The sequence below is a fragment of the Terrimonas ginsenosidimutans genome (assembly GCF_022012415.1).
Taxonomy (GTDB): domain Bacteria; phylum Bacteroidota; class Bacteroidia; order Chitinophagales; family Chitinophagaceae; genus Terrimonas_A; species Terrimonas_A ginsenosidimutans.
Genome location: NZ_JAKLTR010000002.1, coordinates 572,976 through 594,748 on the forward strand (window position 1 = coordinate 572,976; position 21,773 = coordinate 594,748).

The 21,773-nt window shown below is 46.2% G+C and carries 19 protein-coding genes; 14 read left to right on the forward strand and 5 right to left on the reverse strand.

Annotated features, from left to right (window positions below):
* The first annotated feature begins 30 nt into the window (after positions 1–30).
* The gene (locus tag LZZ85_RS04855; protein ID WP_237869030.1) at positions 31–1,137 is read left to right on the forward strand and encodes a BT_3928 family protein; all 1,107 of its coding nucleotides are present in this window, start codon (positions 31–33) and stop codon (positions 1,135–1,137) included.
* A gap of 29 nt (positions 1,138–1,166) precedes the next feature.
* Positions 1,167–2,216: an ABC transporter permease gene (locus LZZ85_RS04860; RefSeq protein WP_237869032.1), complete on the forward strand. Its 1,050-nt coding sequence runs from the start codon at positions 1,167–1,169 to the stop codon at positions 2,214–2,216.
* A gap of 97 nt (positions 2,217–2,313) precedes the next feature.
* On the opposite strand, the gene LZZ85_RS04865 is transcribed toward LZZ85_RS04860, so the two are convergent.
* Both LZZ85_RS04865 and recF read right to left on the reverse strand, forming a co-directional pair.
* Entirely contained in the window at positions 2,314–2,595 is a 282-nt protein-coding gene (locus tag LZZ85_RS04865; RefSeq protein ID WP_237869034.1) for a DciA family protein, read from the reverse strand.
* Positions 2,596–2,671: 76 nt separating this feature from the next.
* A complete protein-coding gene (recF, locus tag LZZ85_RS04870; protein ID WP_237869044.1) occupies positions 2,672–3,754 on the reverse strand; it encodes a DNA replication/repair protein RecF in 1,083 nt (360 codons plus the stop codon).
* A gap of 505 nt (positions 3,755–4,259) precedes the next feature.
* Between recF and pdhA the strand changes: the two genes are divergently transcribed.
* From pdhA to LZZ85_RS04890, 4 genes are all read left to right on the forward strand, one after another.
* Entirely contained in the window at positions 4,260–5,255 is a 996-nt protein-coding gene (pdhA, locus tag LZZ85_RS04875) for a pyruvate dehydrogenase (acetyl-transferring) E1 component subunit alpha (RefSeq protein ID WP_237869046.1), read from the forward strand.
* Positions 5,256–5,388: 133 nt separating this feature from the next.
* Complete coding sequence (locus LZZ85_RS04880) at positions 5,389–6,078, forward strand: tetratricopeptide repeat protein (RefSeq protein WP_237869048.1); 690 nt, start codon at positions 5,389–5,391, stop codon at positions 6,076–6,078.
* A gap of 2 nt (positions 6,079–6,080) precedes the next feature.
* Positions 6,081–6,575: a 6,7-dimethyl-8-ribityllumazine synthase gene (ribH, locus tag LZZ85_RS04885; protein ID WP_237869050.1), complete on the forward strand. Its 495-nt coding sequence runs from the start codon at positions 6,081–6,083 to the stop codon at positions 6,573–6,575.
* 21 nt (positions 6,576–6,596) lie between these two features.
* Entirely contained in the window at positions 6,597–7,316 is a 720-nt protein-coding gene (locus tag LZZ85_RS04890; protein WP_237869234.1) for a (Fe-S)-binding protein, read from the forward strand.
* Positions 7,317–7,649: 333 nt separating this feature from the next.
* On the opposite strand, the gene LZZ85_RS04895 is transcribed toward LZZ85_RS04890, so the two are convergent.
* Positions 7,650–8,198: a fasciclin domain-containing protein gene (locus LZZ85_RS04895; protein ID WP_237869052.1), complete on the reverse strand. Its 549-nt coding sequence runs from the start codon at positions 8,196–8,198 to the stop codon at positions 7,650–7,652.
* 162 nt (positions 8,199–8,360) lie between these two features.
* On the opposite strand from LZZ85_RS04895, the gene LZZ85_RS04900 reads away from it, so the two are divergent.
* The 4 genes from LZZ85_RS04900 (at position 8,361) to LZZ85_RS04915 (ending at position 12,091) form a co-directional block, all read left to right on the forward strand.
* On the forward strand, positions 8,361–8,774 hold the full coding sequence (locus LZZ85_RS04900; protein ID WP_237869054.1) for an EVE domain-containing protein: 414 nt from the start codon (positions 8,361–8,363) through the stop codon (positions 8,772–8,774).
* Positions 8,775–9,032: 258 nt separating this feature from the next.
* Positions 9,033–9,962: a DUF4349 domain-containing protein gene (locus LZZ85_RS04905; protein ID WP_237869056.1), complete on the forward strand. Its 930-nt coding sequence runs from the start codon at positions 9,033–9,035 to the stop codon at positions 9,960–9,962.
* A gap of 53 nt (positions 9,963–10,015) precedes the next feature.
* The gene (locus tag LZZ85_RS04910; RefSeq protein ID WP_237869065.1) at positions 10,016–10,714 is read left to right on the forward strand and encodes an SIR2 family NAD-dependent protein deacylase; all 699 of its coding nucleotides are present in this window, start codon (positions 10,016–10,018) and stop codon (positions 10,712–10,714) included.
* A gap of 48 nt (positions 10,715–10,762) precedes the next feature.
* Positions 10,763–12,091, forward strand: coding sequence for a hypothetical protein (locus tag LZZ85_RS04915; protein ID WP_237869067.1), 1,329 nt, complete (start codon positions 10,763–10,765; stop codon positions 12,089–12,091).
* Between the two features lie 506 nt (positions 12,092–12,597).
* Here LZZ85_RS04915 and LZZ85_RS04920 read toward each other — a convergent pair.
* Positions 12,598–14,097 carry a saccharopine dehydrogenase C-terminal domain-containing protein gene (locus LZZ85_RS04920; RefSeq protein WP_237869075.1) on the reverse strand — a complete coding sequence of 500 codons (1,500 nt, stop codon included), beginning with the start codon at positions 14,095–14,097 and terminating at the stop codon, positions 12,598–12,600.
* Positions 14,098–14,290: 193 nt separating this feature from the next.
* Between LZZ85_RS04920 and LZZ85_RS04925 the strand changes: the two genes are divergently transcribed.
* Positions 14,291–14,866 carry a porin family protein gene (locus LZZ85_RS04925; RefSeq protein WP_237869077.1) on the forward strand — a complete coding sequence of 192 codons (576 nt, stop codon included), beginning with the start codon at positions 14,291–14,293 and terminating at the stop codon, positions 14,864–14,866.
* Between the two features lie 207 nt (positions 14,867–15,073).
* Here LZZ85_RS04925 and LZZ85_RS04930 read toward each other — a convergent pair whose 3' ends face one another.
* Positions 15,074–16,537 (reverse strand): hypothetical protein, encoded by a 1,464-nt coding sequence (locus LZZ85_RS04930; RefSeq protein WP_237869079.1) that lies wholly within the window; start codon positions 16,535–16,537, stop codon positions 15,074–15,076.
* A gap of 335 nt (positions 16,538–16,872) precedes the next feature.
* Here LZZ85_RS04930 and gyrA point away from each other — a divergent pair, with 335 nt between their 5' ends.
* The 3 genes from gyrA to LZZ85_RS04945 all read left to right on the forward strand — a co-directional run bounded on the left by gyrA (position 16,873) and on the right by LZZ85_RS04945 (position 21,729).
* Positions 16,873–19,515: a DNA gyrase subunit A gene (gyrA, locus tag LZZ85_RS04935; protein WP_237869081.1), complete on the forward strand. Its 2,643-nt coding sequence runs from the start codon at positions 16,873–16,875 to the stop codon at positions 19,513–19,515.
* Positions 19,516–19,539: 24 nt separating this feature from the next.
* Positions 19,540–20,871, forward strand: a complete 1,332-nt coding sequence (locus LZZ85_RS04940; protein WP_237869083.1) for a hypothetical protein — start codon at positions 19,540–19,542, stop codon at positions 20,869–20,871.
* A gap of 288 nt (positions 20,872–21,159) precedes the next feature.
* The gene (locus LZZ85_RS04945; RefSeq protein ID WP_237869085.1) at positions 21,160–21,729 is read left to right on the forward strand and encodes a GrpB family protein; all 570 of its coding nucleotides are present in this window, start codon (positions 21,160–21,162) and stop codon (positions 21,727–21,729) included.
* Positions 21,730–21,773: the final 44 nt, after the last annotated feature.

Here is a 21,773-nt window from a genome sequence, read left to right on the forward strand (position 1 = left end):
CGGGGCATTCTATCCCATAAAAATCAAGCTATGAAATTACTGATCAATATCGTTCGCGTTCTCGTTGGATTGTTGTTTATATTTTCAGGCCTTATCAAGGCCAATGATCCGCTTGGATTGAGTTATAAAATGCAGGAGTTCTTTGAACTCTGGGGAATGGAACAATTTAACGGTCATACGCTTTGGCTCTCTGTAGTCATGATCGCCTTTGAGATCATTGCCGGTGTGGCATTGCTTCTTGGCTGGCGAATGAAATTGTTCATATGGCTGCTATTGCTGCTTATCGTGTTCTTTACCTTTCTTACGGGATATGCTTTTCTTTCCGGCAAATTCAAGAACTGTGGCTGTTTCGGGGATTGTATTCCGATCACGCCGCTTACATCTTTCCTGAAAGACGTCATTCTCACGGTGATGATCCTTTTCCTGTTCAGGCATCGTGATAAGATCAACCCTTTATTCAGCAACAAACTGAATGTGGCATTGATGGTGCTGGGAACTGTTTTCAGTTTCGGTGTGCAATGGTATATGCTGAATTATCTTCCCTTATTCGATTGCCTGGCATACAAGAAAAATTATAATATCAAAGACAAGATGAAGGTTCCGGAGGGCGCGATCACTGATAGTTTTGCGATCCGTTTCATCTATCAGAAAGATGGAAAAGATGTTGAATTTGCACCAGAAAACCTGCCTGCGGATCTTGGCAGTTACACCTATAAAAGCCGCGAGGATAAACTGATCAGAAAAGGAAACGCTGAACCACCGATCAAAGGCTTTACGTTATCAGGTATTACGGATGCGGATTCTACGGATGTTGTGTTATCCCAGCCACGGGCGATCCTTCTTTTTGCGGAAGATTTTTCTACACCGGTATCCGCCTGGAAAGCGGATTTTGAAAAACTTTACGCCTCTGCAAAAGCGAAAAATATTCCGGTCTATGCGATCACGGGGCGTTCGGAAGAAGCAAAACGCCAGTTCGCCGCAACCAGCTTTGGCGATATCCAGATCTTTACCTGCGATAATACCGCGATACGTACTGCTTCACGCACCAATCCTTCGGTTTATCTTTTAAAGGAGGGAACGATCGTTGAGAAGCAGAGCTACAAGCGCATGGAGAAGATCACTTCGCTGATACAATAGATCATTTCAAATAAAAAAGTTCACAGGTTATGCTTCGTTATATCACCAAAAAAATATTGTACGGCATACTCGTGCTTATTGGCGTGGTGGTATTGGTGTTCTTCCTTTTCCAGGGCTTTGGAGATCCAAGCCGGCTGGTGATGGGACAATCGGGTGATGCAGCTACCCAGGCGAACATCCGTAAAGAACTTTATCTTGATCAGCCCCGCTGGAAACAATTCATGTTCTACCTGAACGATGTATCACCGGTTGCGATCCATAGTAAAGAAGAGATAAAGCAGAAGAAGCTGAAAGGATTTTTTATCGGGGGCGAAACAAAGCTGGCCTTCAAAGTTCCTTATCTGCGTAAATCTTATCAGACCAAGAGGAATGTCGGAGATATGCTGTTGCAGGCATTACCCGGAACGCTCTTACTGGCTGTGGCGGCAATGCTGATCGCTGTAGCGATCGGTATTCCCCTGGGCGTGCTGGCCGCCGTAAAACAAAATACCTGGCTTGATACAACAGCGATCTTCTCAAGTATTGTGGGGATTTCCGCACCATCCTTTTTTATGGGCATAATACTCGCCTATATTTTTGGTTTTGTACTGACCGACTGGACAGGACTGCATATTTCGGGAAGCTGGTTTGATATAGATCCGGTCACGGGCGCGAAAAAACTGACACTGGCAAACCTGATCCTTCCTGCGATCACCTTGGGTATCCGCCCGCTTGCGATCATCACGCAGCTAACGAGAAGCTCCATGCTGGATGTGCTTGACCAGGATTTTGTACGAACTGCTTATGCAAAAGGATTAAGCCGCCGCAAAGTTGTTTGGAAACATGCATTACGAAATGCACTGAACCCGGTCATTACCGCCATCACCGGGTGGTTCGCTGAATTACTGGCAGGTGCTTTCTTTGTCGAATACATTTTCGGATGGCAGGGCATCGGAAAGATGACAGTGGATGCACTGGAGAAACTCGACTATCCCGTGGTAATGGGATCCGTACTTATCGCCGCCGGATTTTTTATACTGGTGAATATCCTGGCAGATGTTCTGTATGGAGTGGTGGATCCGAGGGTGAGGAAAGTATAAAAACTTTAAGCGTTTGATCGTTTAATTCTTCAATCATTAAACCGGTAACTTTTAAACGCCTAAACCTCCAGACTTTTAAGCGCTTGCAACGCTTCACTTACTGGATAACGACTTCGTTGATCACTTTTTGTCCCAGGGCTTCATTAACACGCTGGATGATCTTTTCTTTCTGATACTTTAGTTCCTGTTTAAGCGGTGCGACATTAGTGGTGATGATGAGCTTGTCGCCAAAGATCTGAAGTTTGTCGGTATAACGGGCGACTGTTTTTCCCATGATCTTTTCCCAGACCTCGTCGATCTGTAAAGCCTGTATATCACCTTTGATCCTGCTTTTGTTGAGGTATAGCTGCATGGCTGCCTTGAAAGAATATTCGCCCATGAGGCAAAGGTAAGCTAAGAGGGGAAAAGAGGGAAAAGAGAAAAATAGGATTGATGCGCAAACTTGCCGGATGGAACTATAGCCCGATCATCCCAAACGCGACACCAAGCTTTTCGAGCTGAAGGGTAAGCCGCTCTTTATTTGTGTCGGTGATGAACACCTGTCCTTCGTTTTTAATGCAGACTTTTTCCAGCAGGTTGGCGATCCGTTCTTCATCAAGTTTCTCAAATACATCATCGAGCAGCAGGAGGGGAGGGAAATGTTTTTCCTGTTGCAGTACATCCATCTCGGCAAGTTTTAATGCGAAGAGAAGGCTTTTGCGTTGCCCCTGGGAAGCGATGTTCCTGAACAGCATTTTCCCCATGCTGATCTCGATATCGTCTCTGTGCGGACCGGTAGCGGTACGTTGAGACAGCAGGTCTTTCTGACGGGTGGCCCGTAATAATTCCGGGAATTCTGCACGCAGTAATTCACTTTCATAAAAGAGATGCAGTTCTTCCTGTTGCCGGGCAATATCGAGATAGGCGTGTTTCACGGCGGGCAGAAAAGAAACGAGAAATTCTTTCCGCTTGTTAAAGACGTATTCTCCTGCAGGGATCAATTGCTGATCGATCACTTCAAGAAGGGATAGATCTTTTTGTCCGGTTTCGGCAAATGATTTCAACAGGGAGTTTCGTTGCTGAAGCACTTTGGTGTATACGATCAGTTGCTGGAGATACCCTGCATCCAGCTGGGAGAGAAGAGAATCCAGGAATTTCCTTCGTTCTTCGCTGCTTCCGGTGATCAGGGACGCGTCATCCGGGGCGATGACCACGCAGGGGTAGCGGCCTATATGCTGCGAGAATTTGTCGTAAGCCTGCCCGTTGATGGAAAACTCCTTCTTCCCGTTCTCGCGAAGAACGCAGACCGCTTTTTCAGGTTTGTCCTGCAGAACGACCTGGCCTTCGATCCGGAAGCCGGTTTTCCCCTGCTGGACGCTGGTAGCGTCCTGGCGGCTGAAATAACTTTTGGTAAAACAGAGATAGTGGATGGCGTCCAGGAGGTTAGTCTTACCGATGCCGTTGAGTCCGCAGATACCGATGACCCGTTCCGGAGTCTTGAAAACCCGATCGGAATAGTTTTTAAATTGGAGTAAGGCGAGTGATTCAATGCGAAGCATGGGGTTGCAAGATAGCGAATTAGGAGGTTTGGCTGAAAAGGTCGTTCAGGCTTGAGCACGAGTGGAACGTTGGCCGGGGTGCAAACCTTCAGTCTTTTCTTTTACCTACTCACCGATTCTGCCCAATGTAGTTAGAAAAATCTTCCTGTATCACCGATGGCATGGCCGAAAGAAAGAAACATATAGAAAACATCTCGCATTTGTCGATGTTGCCCTTTGAAGATGCCGTTTTTTCAGGCACTATCAAATTGCGGAGTCCGGCCATCGGCCATCGGACAAGCCCAGGACAAACCATTCACTTACCGGCATTGCCCACTCCGCCGCAGTGCCACCGGCGGGAGAACTTCTGAAGTGGGAGTATTGGCAGACCGGGAAACTGTTCAGGGCGCTGTAGCCTCAGCCGATCCCTATAAACTGGCCCAGAAAACTTTAGATGAAATTCCACCAACTTTCCCTTATTTTTGCCTCCCGTAAAAAAGAGCTAAAAAACCCAAATCTGTAATCGGTGGCATCAAAATTCTCCAAAGAAACCTACCTCTACTGGTATGAGCTGATGCAGCTCATCCGCCAGTTCGAATTGATAGCAGAAGAAAAGTATAAAATGGAAGGTAAGATCCGTGGCTTCTTCCACGCCTACATTGGCCAGGAAGCGATTGCCGCAGGATGTATGACTGCTACAAAACCTGACGACAAGTTCATTACGGCTTATCGCGACCACGGTCTGGCTATTGCCAAAGGCGTATCGGTGGATAGCTGTATGGCGGAGCTTTATGGTAAAGCTACCGGTTGCGCAAAAGGAAAGGGGGGAAGTATGCACTTCTTCGGCAAAAAGGAAAACTTTTTCGGTGGACACGGGATCGTAGGTGCGCAGATCGGTACTGGTACCGGACTCGCGTTTGCTGAAAAATATAATGGTACAGACAACGTGGTTCTCTGCTATTTCGGCGATGGAGCTGCCCGCCAGGGTATCCTGCACGAAAGCTTTAACCTCGCTATGCTCTGGAAGCTCCCGGTGATCTACATCTGCGAGAATAACAACTACGCAATGGGTACATCCGTTGAAAGGACTTCCAACGTGGTGGATATCTACAAACTGGCTGATGGCTACGAAATGCCTGCGGACCAGCTGGATGGCATGCATCCTGAAACCGTGCATGAAGGTGTTGCCCGTGCGGTGAAAAGAGCACGTGAAGGTGGCGGCCCTACTTTACTTGAAATTAAAACATATCGCTATAAAGGCCACTCAATCAGCGATCCACAGAAATATCGCACAAAGGAAGAAGTGGATGAATACAAAGCGAAAGATCCGATCGCTCTGGTGCGGGATGTGATCCTCAACAACAAATTTGCTGCTGAGAAAGACCTCGAAGCCATCGATAAAAGGGTAGACGACATCGTTAATGCCTCAGTTAAATTCGCAGAAGAAAGCCCATGGCCGAATGATGACGAAGTTCTGAAGGATATTTATGTTGATCAGAACTATCCGTTCATCGTCGACTAGATATTAAGTCAAAGTAAAATTTCAAAAGAAAAGAGGCTTCCTCCAGTATGGGGTATTCCAATTTGAAATAGGAATTTTTACTTTCGAGTTTTTATTTTTTAATTTGAAATTCCACCAAAAACAAGCAGATAAAATGTCAGACAATATTCAGGCAACAGGTGTTGAAAAAAGTGAAGTGGCTGTTGCCAAAGCACAGGATTTCTGGACCAGGAACAGCAAAGTCATCCTCGCAGTAGGAGTTGGTTTGCTCGTAGGTGTTGCAGGCTACTGGGGATTTAAGCATTTCGTGACCATTCCCAAGGAGGAAAAAGCGACTGAAGCGATGTTCAAAGCAGAAGATTACTTCCGCATGGACTCAACCCAAAAGGCGCTGAATGGCGACGGTCAGTATCCTGGATTTCTGAAAGTGATCAGCGAGTATGGTAGTACGAAAGCCGGTAATCTCGCTCATTTCTATGCGGGCAGTTGCTATCTGAAACTGGACGACAACCAGAATGCGGTTAAACATCTGAAAGACTTCAGCACAGACGCAAAACAAATCCAGCAGCGTGCATATAAGCTCCTCGGTGATGCTTACGCAGATCTTGGCCAGAGCAAAGAAGCACTGGAGAACTATAAAAAAGCAGCTCATCATTTTGAGCAGGATCAGACTGCATCTGCAGAAGCTTTGTTCATGGCTGCTTACCTGGCAGGCAATGTGATCAAAGATCAGAAAGAAGCGGTTTCTTTGTATACCGAGCTGAAACAGAAATACCCAATGACCCAGCAAGGATTTGAGGCAGATAAATACCTGGCGCTGCTGGGTGAATATAATGTAAACTGATCATGGCTGATATAGCAAACAGTAAACTATTACATACAGGCACAGGCATTCTCCCGATGGAGGATGCCTGCGTCGTTTTAGTGAAAACCGAGTGGAACGCCGCAATTATCGATGAGCTGGAGCGGGGTTGCGTCAGCGTTCTGGAAAAGTATAAAGTGGGTTCAATTGTGGTCCTCACTGTCCCGGGAGCTGTGGAAATCCCTTTTGCGATCAGGCAATTCTGGGAAAGGACAACAGGTCCGAAGCCTTCAGCTTTCATTGCACTGGGCTGCGTAATCAAGGGGGATACACCGCATTTTGAGTATGTATGCAGTTCGGTGACAGATGGCGTGACCCAGCTTAATCTTCTCCTGTCAGCTCCAACGATCTTTGGTGTGCTTACAGTAAATACTGACGAGCAGGCACAGGAACGTATTGGGGGAAAGCATGGTCACAAGGGCGAAGAAGCCGCGATCACCGCATTGAAAATGATCTCACTGCAACGATCAATTAAATAACCTGTTCCGGTATTTGTGAGTATGAATGTACAGATCTTTATTCCTTGTTTTGTTGACCAGCTTTTTCCGGAAACCGCCTTTAACATGGTGAAGGTGCTGGAAAAAGCCGGGTGTACGGTGAGTTATAATTCCTCGCAGACCTGTTGCGGTCAACCGGCATTCAACGCCGGATTTTGGGACGAAGCAAAATCGGTCTGCACTAAATTCCTGAAAGACTTCCAGGGTATTGATTACATCGTAGCGCCAAGTGCCAGCTGCGTTGGATTCGTCCGTAATTACTATACAAAGCTGTTTGAAAACTCTTCTTTGCACCACGAGGTAGCCGATGTGAGCAAGCGCCTGTTCGAATTTTCTGAATTCCTGGTGCAGGTCCTGAAGGTGGAGGATGTTGGTGCTGTCCTGAATGGCCGGGCAACGTACCATGATAGTTGCGCGGGTTTAAGAGAGTGTAAGATCAAAGCAGAGCCGCGCCGTCTTCTTAACCGGGTGCAGGGCCTGGAGATCGCAGAAATGAATGACGTGGAAACCTGCTGTGGCTTTGGAGGCACATTTGCCGTTAAATTCGAACCAATCTCGATCGGAATGGCTGAACAGAAAGTCGAGAACGCTGTTGCCACCGACGCACAATATCTGATCTCTACAGACCTTTCCTGCCTGATGCACCTGCAGGGTTATATCAAGCATAAAGGTTACCCGATACAGGCATTGCATCTCGCGGATGTGCTGGCAAACGGATGGTGAGTTGATTTGCCATTAGGGTTGACTGCATTGTCGTCCATCTGCATTTTCCCGCGACTTTCATTTAGATCCGCACATAGGTGAATTTTGGTCAGCTACGCTGAATGTTTACCTGTAAAAGGATAGGGTCTAGCCGTCAACGAAAATGGCCGGCTCTCACGAAGAGAATCCGGCCTGGTTTGCCCTGAATCAAATTCTTAAATGGCGGGCTGCCATCAGTCTTATAGGGAACGGGTCAAAATGTTTTTAGTCAGGTAATATATACGTAAAAGATCGAACCCCGGATTGCCGGGGTTCAATCTTTTTTAGTGGAGGAAATCGCGATTGATGAGTTGTTTAAGGCATTAAAACGTGGTCGATGACCTGGATCACGCCATTGCTCTGATAAACATCTTTTATAGTGATAGCTGCAGTAGCGCCTTTTTCATCCTTCACCCAGTATTTACCGTCTTTCTTCATGATCCAGAGTTTACCACCCTGTACGGTTTTCAGTTCAGCCGTTCCATTACCTGCTTTGATCCATTTGTCGAGTTCTTTGGTATCGAGTTTACCTGCAACAACATGGTAGGTGAGGATAGTAGTAAGTTTGTCTTTATTCTCTGGTTTTACCAGTGATTCAACCGTTCCTTTTGGCAGCATATCAAACGCTGCATTTGTGGGTGCAAACACGGTGAATGGTCCTTTACCCTGTAATGTTTCAACAAGCCCTGCAGCCTTAACGGCGGCAACGAGGGTAGTATGGTCCTTTGAATTTACAGCGTTCTCCACAATGTTTTTGGAAGGATACATTGGAGCACCTCCCACTTCTACCGTTTTTTGTGCATAGGAAGTATTCAGTAAAAATAATGAGGCCAGTAATACGCTGAATGTTCTGATCTTTTTCATAATAATTGATTGAGTTGATAAGTGTAATATTATTGTTGGAGTTTGCCGCGCAACAGTCACAGTTAGTTACGGAGAATGGTTTCCATCCGGATTGCCGTCTTCAAATGATTTTTTTTATTGAACTTCTGCTAAATTTGAAATCCATAAAAGCACTTATAACGTATGGCACACTGGCTGATCAAATCTGAACCGTTTAAATATTCCTGGGAGCAATTCGAAAAAGACAAGCAGACTTTCTGGGATGGCGTGCGCAATTATGCCGCCAGGAATAACCTGAAAGCAATGAAGAAAGGAGATCTTGCATTCTTTTATCATAGCAATGAAGGCCTTGAAATCGTTGGTATAGCTAAGGTCGTGAAAGAAGCATACCAGGACCCGACAACTCCTGAAGAGGCCTGGGTAGCCGTTGATTTCGCTCCGCATAAAAAACTCAAAAAACCGGTAAGTCTTGCTGATATAAAAGGCACGAAAGAGCTTCTTGATATGGCATTGGTCAAACTGGGCAGGTTATCTGTTCAACCCGTGACTGATAAGGAATGGAAGATCGTGATGGAGATGGCTGGAGAAAAAGTATAGTTTAAAATATCGAGACAACATAGAGGCTGCGTTTTCGCAGCCTTTTCTTTTTATATTTTTTACAGAAAGGGGTAGATGGAAGGTTACCTTTTAATTGTAGCCTGTATAAAGTATTGCTAGTTCATTTTCGCAGCCGTTTATCCAATATCTTTTGCAGTTATGCATTTTATTCAAAACAGCATCTTACAGCAGGCTTATGTTTTTCACCTGTTCTTCAGGTGATATCTATTTTATCTATTCAACAATAATAAAAACATTATGAGATTGCTTCAGTATGGAGCATTGATCGCCGTGTCAATGCTGACGTTCCTGTCGTGTAATTCAACCAACGAAAAAGCTGATTCAGTAAGCAAAAAAGAAACGGAAGCGAATGTTGCAGTAACGGAACTGAAACAGTTTTCGCCTCCAGAGGCGGAACAGGATACGCCTACTGATTTTGAAAAGGAATATCAGGAAAATGAACAGCAGCCGCCGGGCGCGAAGCAGCCGTCCCGTACCGTAACACATGTTGAAGCACAGGATTGGTCAAGGAAGATCATTAAAACAGCAGAGATCAATGTGGAAGTAAAAGATCATCAGCTATTTTATAATTTACTAAATCAGAAAGTCAAAAATCTTGGCGGATATATCTCCAGCGAAGAACAAAACCAGGATGATTATCGCATACAGAACCATCTTGTCATAAAAGTACCTGTTACGCAATTTGATAATGCTATATCAGGTATTGATAAAGACGTTCTAAGTGTCGTGCAAAGAAAGATCTCGTCACAGGACGTAACAGCAGAGGTGATCGATACCCGGTCGAGAATGATGGCAAAGAAAAAAGTTCGTCAGCGTTATACAGAATTGCTTGGTATGGCCAAAACCATGGAGGATGTGTTTACCGTGGAGAAAGAGATCAATTCGATCCAGGAAGATATTGAAGCTGCTGATGGGAGATTAAATTATCTTGGACATGCGTCCGCCTACAGCACGATCAATTTCACTTATTTCCAGGTATTGAATGCGGCTGCGAAGAAGTCCGATGATCCCGGTTTTGTAACTCAACTGAAAAACGCGCTGAGTACAGGTATGAGTTGGGTCAGTTGGTTGCTTCTATCAGCCATTGCAGTCTGGCCGCTCTGGTTGTTTATACTCCTCGGGTACTGGATCTTTAAAAGAAAATTTAAACGGCTGAAAGTTTCCTGACAGGATGATCACAGCACTTACTTTTTTGATTTAATTTTCAGGAAATATTTCAGGTGAATAATAGAAGAAAGAACCTTGTTGTGCTTTCAGGGGCGGGCGTCAGTGCTGAAAGCGGGCTGAGAACTTTTCGTGACAGCGATGGGTTGTGGGAAGGATATGAAGTGACCGAAGTGGCCACACCGCGTGCATGGCGGCGTAATCCTCAGTTGGTGCTCGATTTTTACAACATGAGACGTAAAGATGTGGCAGCCGCTGAGCCGAATGCAGCACATACTGGTCTTGCCGCACTTGAAAAGGATTTTAATGTGACGATCATTACGCAGAATATTGATGACCTGCATGAGCGTGGCGGATCAAGCCGTGTGTTGCATTTGCACGGGGAGATCTTCAAAATGCGCAGCGAATATGACGAACATATCCTTTACGAGATCCGGGAGGATATGAAGATAGGGGACAGGGATGAGCACGGGCATCAATTGCGCCCCGCGATCGTTTGGTTTGAAGAGCCCGTACCAAAGATCGAAGAAGCTCTTCCCATTGTCCATACAGCAGATATTTTTGTGGTCATAGGGACTTCCCTGGTTGTATACCCCGCTGCGGGTCTGCTACATTACGTTGACCCGGCGACGCCAAAGTTCATTGTTGATAAACGGATCCCGTCCACTTCGCCGATGGAGAATCTTTTCAGGATCGAGAAACCTGCAACGGAAGGGATCATAGAGCTGACTAACCGGCTGCAATCCATGCGTTGACAACTTTAGGCTTTCGGTAACAGCAGGCTCCTTAATATTGCGGCGGATATGACAAAATTGAAAAAGTTATTTTCACTTGCAGTGATACTATTGCTGGCCTATTCATTGCCAGCCCAACAAGTGACGCCGGTAGAGCAGATCCGGCGTTATGTTTCGTCGAAGGCCCGCGGAAAAGATGATTCTGTTTATCAGAATTTCTTTAAGGCATTCAAGCCGGGGGAGGTCAACTATCTGCGCCCACTGTACGAGGCGATCGGATGGGAGGATCGTGTAAAGAAGATATATGGCGACAAAAGCTTCAATGATATTTTCAGTCAGCAACTCGCCGCTGTAGGAGATTATAAAACCGCGGAGATCTACACTAACAGAAACCTTGACACGTTATCCGCTGACGGGCACACATTCATACAGCAACAGGTAAAGCAGATCAAAGACCTGCAGTCGATCAGTGCTGCTACATATATCGCTGGCCGCGCGCTCGATGCAAAAGTTGTGATGATCAATGAAGCCCATGATAAGCCTTTGCACCGTGCATTTACCTACAGTTTGCTTGAGCCTCTTTATCAGCAGGGATATCGTTATCTCGCGATGGAAATGCTGAATAATCACGGCAATGCCTCATTGACAAAGCTTGATCATACCACCGGTTATTATGCCCAGGAACCTGTTGCCGGCGAACTTATCCGCAAAGCGCTGTCTCTTGGTTACACACTTGTGCCTTATGAAGACACGGCAGGGGCCCGTCATACAGCTTCTGTAAGGGATTCCATACAGGCTGCAAATATTTATAAGATCATTCAGCAGGATCCTGCGGCCAGGATCCTGGTCCATGCTGGATATGGGCACGTCTCAGAAGCGGCTTTGGGAGCTGCGGTCGTTCCTATGGGGCTTGCTTTTAAAATGCAAACCGGCATTGATCCGCTGACCGTCAATCAGACAAACTTTACCGAAGGCAGTACCACCGATTTTGGAAGGGTATATCACAAAGAGCTGATGCAAAAGATCAGGATCGATGAGCCGGTGGTTTTGTTGAAGGGCCGTAAACCATATACTTTGATCGAACAGGAAGGGTATGATATTTATGTGGTGCATCCCGCGACGTCATATAAAAATAACCGGCCATCCTGGCTGTCGTTAAATGGAGAGAGGAAAGAAGTGTCTGTATCTCCGCAGGAACGAAACCTGTTTCTGGTGCAGGCTTATTATGAAGATGAATTTAATCGCGCTCCTTTGGAACAACTGGTACCGGCTGATCAAACATATATTGCGTCTGATTATGGATATTACAGCCTGTATCTGAAACCGGGGCGATATAAGCTGGTGTTCCGGGGAATCGATTATCAGCAGTTGAATGTGAGGGAAAAACAGGTGCAATAATTGAATGGCGGAAAGCCCGGATGTGACGTGGATCAATATCAAAGGATCCGAATGGGGAGCGTCAAACCTGTTGTGTCCGGTTAAAAATGCATGGGCATTCTTTAGCAGTTTTTCATCATTTCTCTCTCGTTATTTTACTTAAAAATTTTGTTTTTTTCTCTTTGCCCATCTTTGTGCCTTTGGGATATTTGTGTTGATGATATTCAACTTGGGTGCACAAGAGGAGGTATTGTTGTCTAGCCTTACCGAAAGGGAGTTTTAGCCAGCGTGGAGCGTTGCTGGTACGGACAGGTATTGTCCGAGACTTAGTCCTGGCATCCAGGAACCCTGGTGGTGGTGGCGGGGGAGGGCCCAAGGGGGATGGTGGGGGAAGTCGCGATTATCCAGGTTTGAAGAATCCCTCCTTTCGTCCACGCAAAGCCCGCCCAACTATCTACGCCCCCAAACCCTCAATCCAATCCGGCCATCCAATAATTCCAGGAAGTCCATTCGCGTCCATTCGTATCTCATTCGCGTTCTTCAAACCGCACCCCATAATCCTCCAGTTCCCTTAACACCTTCTCATAAATCTCCTTTCCTGTTGGAATATGCAATCCCGTTAACGATATCTCATTCCTCAAAATCAGCTTTGCAGCAATCCCCAATGGTAACCCCACTGTCTTTGCCATCGCCGTACGCAAACTATCCTCACCTTTCACAACAAGCGAACTCTGCAGCGAATGACGCTGCCCACCCATCTCATAACCGAACTCATGCAACATTACGATCATGTCTTTGTCCTGCGGCTGAAGGCTGAGGCGCTTCTCCACCGCTAACTGCAGCAGATCCGCCGGACTGCAAAAACCTTTGTTGACCATCGTGTGCTTATCTTCCAGTCCCAGATAAAAAAGCTGTTTCAGCACAATGTTTGCCTCATGTATCTGCGTACTTACAAGCGACGCAGCTTCTGCCTTTACCTGGCCAATCTCTATCTCCTGCAACCTGCCGGCCGCATCAGTCGCGAGAAACGATGCGGGAACTTCCACTCCTTTATCCGTCACCCGCGTTTCCGCTTCAACAAGTTTCAACAAATTCTCCAACAGATTATTTGTCCGCGAAAAACCAGACGTTAATCGTTCCAGCCATTGCTGGAAGCCATGTTTATCCAGATGCTCCCGAAGCAATTCCTGCAAAGTGCGACCATCGCTTTCATAAGCAGGAGTTTCATCTGTCATTTTCAATTCAATCACATTCTTCCACCCAAGCATGAATTCAGGATGTCGGAGCGTAGTACGCACAAACGTTACTGTATCTTCCAAGCCATATAATGGCGCATAGCTTAGTGAATCCCTATTGGGGTACCAACTGAAAGTTCCATGCTGCGGCACTGTTACAATTCTATCCGGAGAAAACAACTCTTCATACTTCAACCGGATCTCCTGTCCGTCTTCACGATAATGTGCACCGGCCTTACCCGCCAGAATGATGTTACGCGGATTCCAGCTGATCTTATAATGCCACGGATTGTCGTCACTTTCAGGTGCGACTAATCCTCCGCAATGCGAACGGAATGAGGTTATTTTTCCCCCTTTGCTCCGGATCTCATCAATGATCTTCATCGCACTCATGTGATCGATCCCCGGGTCAAGTCCGATCTCGCAAAGAAAAAGCAATCCCTTCTTTTTTATCTCATCTGCCATGCCCTTCATTTCATCATCAACATACGATGCAGTGAGCAAATGTTTACCAGACCGGAGACAGTCCCTTGCTACTGTATTATGTAACAAAGGTGGCAACATCGAAATAACGAGGTCAGCTCCCATGATGTATTCATGCCTTTTGGCGTCATCCCTTATATCAAATGATACAGCTTCGCCGTGGGGGGAATGATTGATCTTTTCGTTTGCAAGTGCGAGGTTCGCATCAGCAACAACCACCTTCCAATCCTCTTCGATTGCGTGTTCCAGCAGATAAGTTATCAGTACAGTTGCAGATTTTCCTGCACCAAACAAGAGTATATTTTTCATGTAACAATAATCTGGGATGAATATAAAACTATTATAGAAGAAATATACCATTCCTGACAGCGGGTCATTTTTACAACCGTCATTTTACTTTTGAACGGCTACTTTTTACCTCTACAATGACCGCCGGTTTGATATGTGAACCTGTCATTGGCATTCTATTTGAATTGCGCTAGTCATTAACAAACTAATTTTTATGAAAAAAGTATTTGTAGCTGTCTTCTTACTGGCGGGTGTTACCGGTTTCGGTCAGAATCTTTCAGGCGGTTTGAAAGCAGGTGTGAACGTATCTAACTTTACCGGTGGCAATTTTCAGAACGTCGATAAAAAAGCACTCATCGGTTTTCATGCGGGCGGTTTTCTGAATATCGCCTTTGGAGGTTTCTCTATTCAGCCCGAGGCTCTGGTGTCCACTCAGGGTGCTAAAGCAGAGGATGTATCAGGAAGCTATGACTTCAAATTGACTTATATCACTGTTCCTATCATGGCTAAATTCAAAACAAGCAGCGGCTTTTATCTGGAAGCCGGTCCGCAGTTTGGCTTTAAGATCAGTGAGGATGTGGGTAATTCAACCATTAACGACTTTGCGAAAAACCTTGACCTTTCCCTTGGTGCAGGTCTTGGCTTCCAGAGTGCAGGCGGTTTCGGTATCGGAGCCCGTTACCTTGCCGGTTTGTCTAAAGTCGGTGATTTCAGCGGCGTTGGTAACATCGATCCTGATTTCAAGAACAGCGTGATCCAGGCTGGTATCTTCTGGGCATTCGGTAAATAATACCGGTTTAAATTAATTATCAGGGAAACCCTTTCTGACCGGAAGGGTTTCTTTTTTGGCTAGCCTGACATGACCCGCACAAAAACGCCTTCTGTATTACAGAAGGCATTTTTAGCATTATACTATTCCCATCAGGCTATTTTATCGTTGATCGGCTTTTTACAGTAGTAACGGCTACACGAAATCATAAAAGACCATTTCCTTCGCCTACCGGTCCGCAAGTTGGCTGCTTCCGATCCTGACGATCTTATATTGAACTCTAACCCCACGGTTCGTATCTGGTATCCTGAGTGTCTCTGATTCATTTGCTGCGACCGATTTGAATTGGACCACCTGTGTTTTCAGGACCTGGTCATTCGGCTTGAAATACTGTAACTCGACCGCAACTTCATCCAGGGCATATTTGGAGCGGTTGGTGACCGTCAGTTCCAGGTTACGGATCCCGCCAAGTGCCACACGCTTGTAATCATTACTCACCACCGACACCTGGCTTCCCAACCCTGATAAAGCATTATCTGGCACCGCAGAAACCGGAGCGGATGCGGTAGAAGAGTGGTTTGCATTTTCAGTCGCCGTTTTTATCGTCATTTCATTCAATGTCTTTCTGGCCGACCTGGTGCGTTCGCCGGTCGAAGAATTGACTTCCGAAGGAGCGTACTCATGCTGCTCCTGATCAGGTTTTCCAGGTTCACCGGGCGTCATCACTGCCAAAGGCTTCTTCTTCTCCTGTGAAGCATTATTGTCTTCTTTTTTAAAAGTGGGGGGAGCGTCGTTTGCCTGCGTCAAAATACTGGCAGCTTGTTTATCGCTGTTTAATTTTGAAGAAACTGTTTTGCTCTCAGCAGGGTATGTCACATCTTCCTGCTGATCACCCTCAAGTGCACTCTCCGTAATAGGGTTTGCCGACTGCTCATCTGATGATGGTACATTTTCCACCTCGCCATTCACCGCAAGACTGCCTGCTGCCGGGGGTACCTGACTGGCAAGGCTGCCGTTATCCGCTGGTCTTGATTTCAGGATAAAACCAGCTAACACGCCAACGCCGATCAATCCAAGAACAACTGCCGCTCTTTTCACACTGATCCTGAGAAACCCTTCGCGGGCAATACGGTCTTTCCGGTCTTTCAGCGTTTTTACATACATCTCCTTGATCTCATCCAAAGGCTGCGAATATTTGACCTTCGCAACCTGCTTTTCGGAAACGCTGATCGTTTCATCCATATCCGGAAGCGTATAATCAGGAATCGGGGCCGGCACAGGTTTGGGAACAGGTGCTGACTTAACCGCCACCTTTTGGGCACTTGCCGCCGTTTGTCCGGGCATCGTTACAAATACAGACTTACGTGCAACAGGTTTCACTGTTTCCGTCTCTGCTTGCACCTTCGGCGCATATGCCTGGTATTGATCGTTGACAGATGATGTCTGAGCAGCTTTCAACGCCGGTTGTTCTGCTTCCTCCAGCGAGGTCTTTTTATAAAACCGGTCAAATGGCTGCTCCTCGACGGTGGGCGCATAAGGTTTCAACTCATTCAGCTCACTGGGATAACGCCATGCAGCACTTTTCCCCGCAACCCAGACAAGATCATAGGGCTTCAGGCCATACGATATCAACTCTTCCAGGGAGAAAGGACCGGTTTCTTTGTTATCACGCAACAGGAGATAGTTCGCCATATCATTCACATTTGCTGGTTAATGGCCCGGGGCCGGCTGATTCACGAACCCAGGACATGAACAGAATACAAAAATCGCGCTTTATTCTCAACGCTGTCCGCATTTAACTTTTCGTAGAATCAACACCAAATAGAACGTAAAACCCATGCCGTCAAGTGCAAAGAAGATGTTATAAAACGCGGGAAGGTCAAAGGGCGCACAATAATCCACAGAGGTGGAAAAATAGGTGGAAAATTCAGTTAGGCCGTCAGGTTTTGAGTGCCAAAAAAGTTAGATTTGCAGGCCCTTAAAACCGCTGATTTTGAGGTGAAAACATACAAAGATCCCGAATTATTATGGAAGAGAATTTTGAACCCCAGGAAACGAATGATATCAACCGGATCATACCGGTAAATATCGAGGAGCAGATGAAAACGGCTTATATCGATTACTCTATGTCAGTGATCGTAGGCCGGGCACTGCCGGATGTCAGAGATGGTTTTAAGCCAGTACACAGACGCATTCTATTTGCGATGAATGAACTTGGTCTAAACCACAATAAACCCTACAAGAAATCAGCGCGTATTGTAGGAGAGGTGCTCGGAAAGTATCACCCGCATGGAGACTCGTCCGTTTATTTCGCCATGGCCAGGCTTGCCCAGGAATGGAATATGCGTTATACACTCGTTGATGGTCAGGGTAACTTCGGTAACCAGGATGGTGATGATCCGGCGGCAATGAGGTATACGGAAGTAAGACTCGATAAGCTCGGCGAACATATGCTGGACGATATCGAGAAAGACACCGTGGATTTCCAACTGAACTTCGATGACTCGGAGAAAGAGCCATCGATCCTGCCTACAAGGATCCCCCAGCTGCTCGTTAACGGTAGTAGCGGTATCGCCGTAGGTATGGCAACGAACATGATGCCGCACAACCTGACAGAAGTCATCGATGGTTGTATTGCCTATATCGATAACCGGGATATTACGGTGGACGAACTGATGCTGCATGTGAAAGCGCCAGATTTCCCGACTGCCGGCATCATTTACGGTATGGAAGGTGTCAAGTCCGCTATGCATTACGGTCGCGGAAAAGTTGTTTTAAGAGGCCGTCTCAATATTGAAACAAAACCAAGCGGACGCGAACAGATCATCATTACAGAAGTTCCTTACCAGGTGAACAGGGATTCACTCACCAACCGTATCGGTGAACTGGTGAATGAAAAACTGATCGATGGCATTGCTCACGTTAACAATGAATCAAACAGCAAGGAAGGCACACGTATCGTTATCGACCTGAAAAGAGATGGCGTAGCGAACGTGATCGTTAACCAGCTTTATAAACTCACTGAACTGCAGACATCGTATGGTATCAACAACGTTGCGATCGTCAGAGGCAGACCCAAAACACTCAACCTCCGCGATCTCATCCTTGAGTTCGTAGAGTTTCGCCACGAAGTGATCGTACGCCGTACACAGTTCGAATTGAGGGAAGCAGAGAAAAGAGCACATATCCTGCAAGGGTATCTGATTGCACTTGATCACCTGGATGAAGTGATCGCCATGATCAGAAGTTCGGCGACACCTGACGAAGCAAAAAACAACCTGGTCAACGCCGGTTGGGGGCTGGATGAGATCCAGGCCAAAGCTATCCTCGAATTACGTTTGCAGCGTCTTACCGGCATGGAGCGCGATAAGATCAAAGAGGAATACGACGAATTGATGAAACTGATCGGAGAGCTGCGTGAACTCCTGGCCAATGAAGGATTACGCTATGGCGTGATCAAGACGGAATTGCTCGAGATCAAAGAGAAATACGGTGATGAAAGAAAGTCTGAGATCACTTACCTCGATAATGAGGTGCGTATCAAAGACCTGATCAAAGAAGAAGCTGTTGTGATCACGATCTCCCATTTAGGCTATATCAAACGTACCCCCGCTGACGAATACCGCGCACAACGCCGTGGCGGACGGGGAGTGCTCGGAGGAAAAACAAGGGATGAAGATTATATTGAACATCTTTTCGTAGCTTCCACCCACCATACGCTTTTGTTCTTTACCGAGAAAGGCCGTTGCTTCTGGCTGAATGTGTACGAGATCCCCGAAGGTGAAAAAACAAGTAAAGGAAGAGCGATCCAGAACCTTATCCAACTGACTCCGGACGATAAAGTCCGCGCGATCATTGACGTGAAAGATCTCAAAGATGAAGAGTTTGTGAACTCACACAATATCGTTCTCTGTACCAAGAAAGGCATCATCAAGAAAACACAACTGGAAGAATTCAGCAGACCACGCCAGAACGGAGTGAATGCGATCACCGTTGTAGAAGGAGATGAATTGCTGGAAGCCAAAATGACTGATGGCCATTCCGAGATCATGATGGCTGTAAAAAGCGGCCGTGCGATCAGATTCTCTGAAGAAAAAGTACGTGCAACAGGCCGTGGAGCAATTGGCGTAGCAGGTATTGAAGTTGATGATGAAAACGACGAGGTTGTTGGTATGATTTGTGTAAACCCAGACACCGACGCATCCAAAACAGTACTGGTTGTAAGTGATAAAGGGTTTGGCAAGCGTACACCTGTTGATGAGTACCGCTTTACCAACAGAGGCGGTAAAGGCGTGAAAACCATTAACGTAACAGATAAAACAGGCGGCCTGGTAGGAATGCTCGATGTTACGCAGAACGAAGACCTGATGATCACCTGTAAGAGCGGCGTCACCATCCGTATGAAAGTGGCCAATGTAAGCGAACAGGGACGGGCAACGCAGGGCGTAAAACTGATCCGCCTGGATGAAGGCGACGAAATCGCTGCGATCACAAAACTCGATGAAGAACCGGAAGTAGTCGCGATACTGGAGGAGCTCGCCGATGGAAGCATTCCTGCCGTGACCGACATCATCGAGCCGGCTGAACCCGGAGCGGCCGAAAGTAATGACGCAACTGAAACGCCTGATCAACCATCTGTAGAAGATAATAACAGTGACGAACCTATTTAATTATTTCATAATTCAATCAAAATAATGAAAAAGACCACGTTTTTATTAACGACCATGATGGCGTTCGCTATTGCCGGACAGGCGCAGCGTTACGAAGACATCAAGACCAATATCCTGGTTAGCAGATTCGATGAAGCTAAAAAGGATATCGATAAAGGGATGAGCAATGAAAAGTTCAAGTCAAAACCAGAGGCTTACATCCTGAAAGCAACCGTTTACGCTGCACTGGCTGACGATCCCAAAAATGCTGCACAAAGTGAACAGCTCCGCCAGGAAGCATTCGATGCATTCAACAAATACAAGGAAATGCAGCCGGATGGCAAATTGCTGGAGGATATCCCTTACAAAAATGGCCCTACATACCTGCACACAACTTATTTCAACGCTGGTTACAAAGACTACCAGGAGAAAAAATGGGGTGAAGGATTGCCAAAATTCGAGAAAGTGGTTGCTCTGTCAGACTATATGATCGAGAAGAAATTGTTTGGCGCACCACTTGACACGAATGCACTGATCCTTGCTGGTATCATGGCTGAAAATGACAGCAAGACTGACATTGCCGCTAAATACTATGCACGCCTTGCAGATGCAAAGATCCAGGGTCAGGGCTTTGAGGATATTTACAAATTCCTCGTTCGCCACAGCTTTACTAAAAAAGATATGGCTTCCTTCGATAAATACCGGGCTCTCGGTACCCAGCTGTATCCACAAAGCGAATTCTTCAAATACGATCAAACCGACTTCGCAGTTGGGTTGGAAGAAACCCTCGATGCAAAGATCAAAGGCCTTGAGCAGGTATTGGTTAATGATCCGAACAACTACAAATCAAGTCTTTTGCTCGGCCAGTTGATCTACGACACACTGTACTCTGATAAAGAAGGTGCGGTTAAACCGGCTAATGCGGCTGAACTTGAAACGAAAATGATCAGCACATTCAAGAAAGCTTCTGACCTTGATGCAAAAGAAGTTCTCCCGAATCTTTATCTCGGAGAATATTTCATCAACAAGGCGCTTGCATTGAACGATAAAAAAGATGCGGTATCTGCTGAAATTAAAAAAGCCACAAAACCAGGTGCACAGCCTTCAAAAGAGAATGTCGCTAAAAAAGAAGCTGTGGATAAAGAACTTGATGAAACTTACGAATCAGCACGCGTTTATTACGAGAGAGCAGGCGAGCTGTTTGCGAAGAAAACCAACCTTTCTGGCCCGGAAAAACAGCAATACAAAAACGTAGCTGGATATCTTGGCGATATCTACACGTATAAAAAAGATAAAGCGAAAGGAAAACCTGCAGAGATCGCTAAATACACCGAGCAGGAAAAGAAATGGAATGACATTTACGGCACAATCCGTTAATTACGGGATTTGCGTGATAATGTAAAAGATCAGGCCGGGGAGTGAAAACTCTCCGGCTTTTTTTGTTCGAATTCCCAGATTAAAGCATTACGTCCGCTGGAACAGCGAATTTTCTAAGTCGTAAACAGGAGGATGGCAGGACAAGATTATCGGCAACCATCCGGATATCCGAAGCAAAGCCAGCGAAGGGGTTTAAAGTCGTTTATTCTATTTAACATAATGTAAATTATAAGAAGAAAGCTAGCGCTGAAAGGGGTAAAGACTTAACTTGCAACACTATACTTAGATATGAAATTCATTGAACCGTACGGCCTTTCATGGAAAGCGGAATTTGAAAAGCTTTATCATGTATTTCGCAATGAACTCTCCGATCTGAATCCCCCGATCGATATCCAGCACGTCGGCAGCACGTCCATTCCGGGAATGATCGCAAAACCAATTCTGGACATCGACATCATCATCTCAGATCCAGCGCAACTTCAGCTCATCCATCAAAAGCTTGAAAAAATCGGTTATCAGCCTAAAGGTGAACAAGGCATCCCCGGGCGCTTCGCCTTCCGCCAAACCTCCAGTCAAACGCCGCAAACTGCCACAAAAGACACCTGGCAAAACCATCATCTATATGTTTGCCTGGCGGACAGCGTTGCACTCAAAAATCACCTCGGCTTCCGTAACGCATTGCTTAAAGACGCACGCCTTGCTGACCAGTACGCCCAACTAAAGCAAACCCTCTGCAGCAATCCTGACATCACAATGGAGCAATACTGGAAAAGCAAAACAGCTTTCATCGTATCCGTCCTTGCAAACGCCGGCTTTTCCGAAAACGAACTCGCCGACATTGAGAACGCTAATAAATAAACACGAATTGCAAGAATTGAACGAATCGGGCTTCGATAGAAACA

Bases quoted from the DNA above. Each gene is read 5' to 3' on its own strand.
- LZZ85_RS04900 (WP_237869054.1), top strand. From the start codon at position 8,361: ATGGCACACTGGCTGATCAAATCTGAACCGTTTAAATATTCCTGGGAG.
- LZZ85_RS04855 (WP_237869030.1), top strand. From the start codon at position 31: ATGAAATTACTGATCAATATCGTTCGCGTTCTCGTTGGATTGTTGTTT.
- LZZ85_RS04940 (WP_237869083.1), top strand. From the start codon at position 19,540: ATGAAAAAGACCACGTTTTTATTAACGACCATGATGGCGTTCGCTATT.
- LZZ85_RS04930 (WP_237869079.1), bottom strand. From the start codon at position 16,537: ATGGCGAACTATCTCCTGTTGCGTGATAACAAAGAAACCGGTCCTTTC.
- recF (WP_237869044.1), bottom strand. From the start codon at position 3,754: ATGCTTCGCATTGAATCACTCGCCTTACTCCAATTTAAAAACTATTCC.
- LZZ85_RS04865 (WP_237869034.1), bottom strand. From the start codon at position 2,595: ATGGGCGAATATTCTTTCAAGGCAGCCATGCAGCTATACCTCAACAAA.
- LZZ85_RS04890 (WP_237869234.1), top strand. From the start codon at position 6,597: ATGAATGTACAGATCTTTATTCCTTGTTTTGTTGACCAGCTTTTTCCG.
- LZZ85_RS04880 (WP_237869048.1), top strand. From the start codon at position 5,389: ATGTCAGACAATATTCAGGCAACAGGTGTTGAAAAAAGTGAAGTGGCT.
- LZZ85_RS04920 (WP_237869075.1), bottom strand. From the start codon at position 14,097: ATGAAAAATATACTCTTGTTTGGTGCAGGAAAATCTGCAACTGTACTG.
- LZZ85_RS04925 (WP_237869077.1), top strand. From the start codon at position 14,291: ATGAAAAAAGTATTTGTAGCTGTCTTCTTACTGGCGGGTGTTACCGGT.
- gyrA (WP_237869081.1), top strand. From the start codon at position 16,873: ATGGAAGAGAATTTTGAACCCCAGGAAACGAATGATATCAACCGGATC.
- LZZ85_RS04860 (WP_237869032.1), top strand. From the start codon at position 1,167: ATGCTTCGTTATATCACCAAAAAAATATTGTACGGCATACTCGTGCTT.
- LZZ85_RS04945 (WP_237869085.1), top strand. From the start codon at position 21,160: ATGAAATTCATTGAACCGTACGGCCTTTCATGGAAAGCGGAATTTGAA.
- LZZ85_RS04895 (WP_237869052.1), bottom strand. From the start codon at position 8,198: ATGAAAAAGATCAGAACATTCAGCGTATTACTGGCCTCATTATTTTTA.
- LZZ85_RS04915 (WP_237869067.1), top strand. From the start codon at position 10,763: ATGACAAAATTGAAAAAGTTATTTTCACTTGCAGTGATACTATTGCTG.
- LZZ85_RS04905 (WP_237869056.1), top strand. From the start codon at position 9,033: ATGAGATTGCTTCAGTATGGAGCATTGATCGCCGTGTCAATGCTGACG.
- ribH (WP_237869050.1), top strand. From the start codon at position 6,081: ATGGCTGATATAGCAAACAGTAAACTATTACATACAGGCACAGGCATT.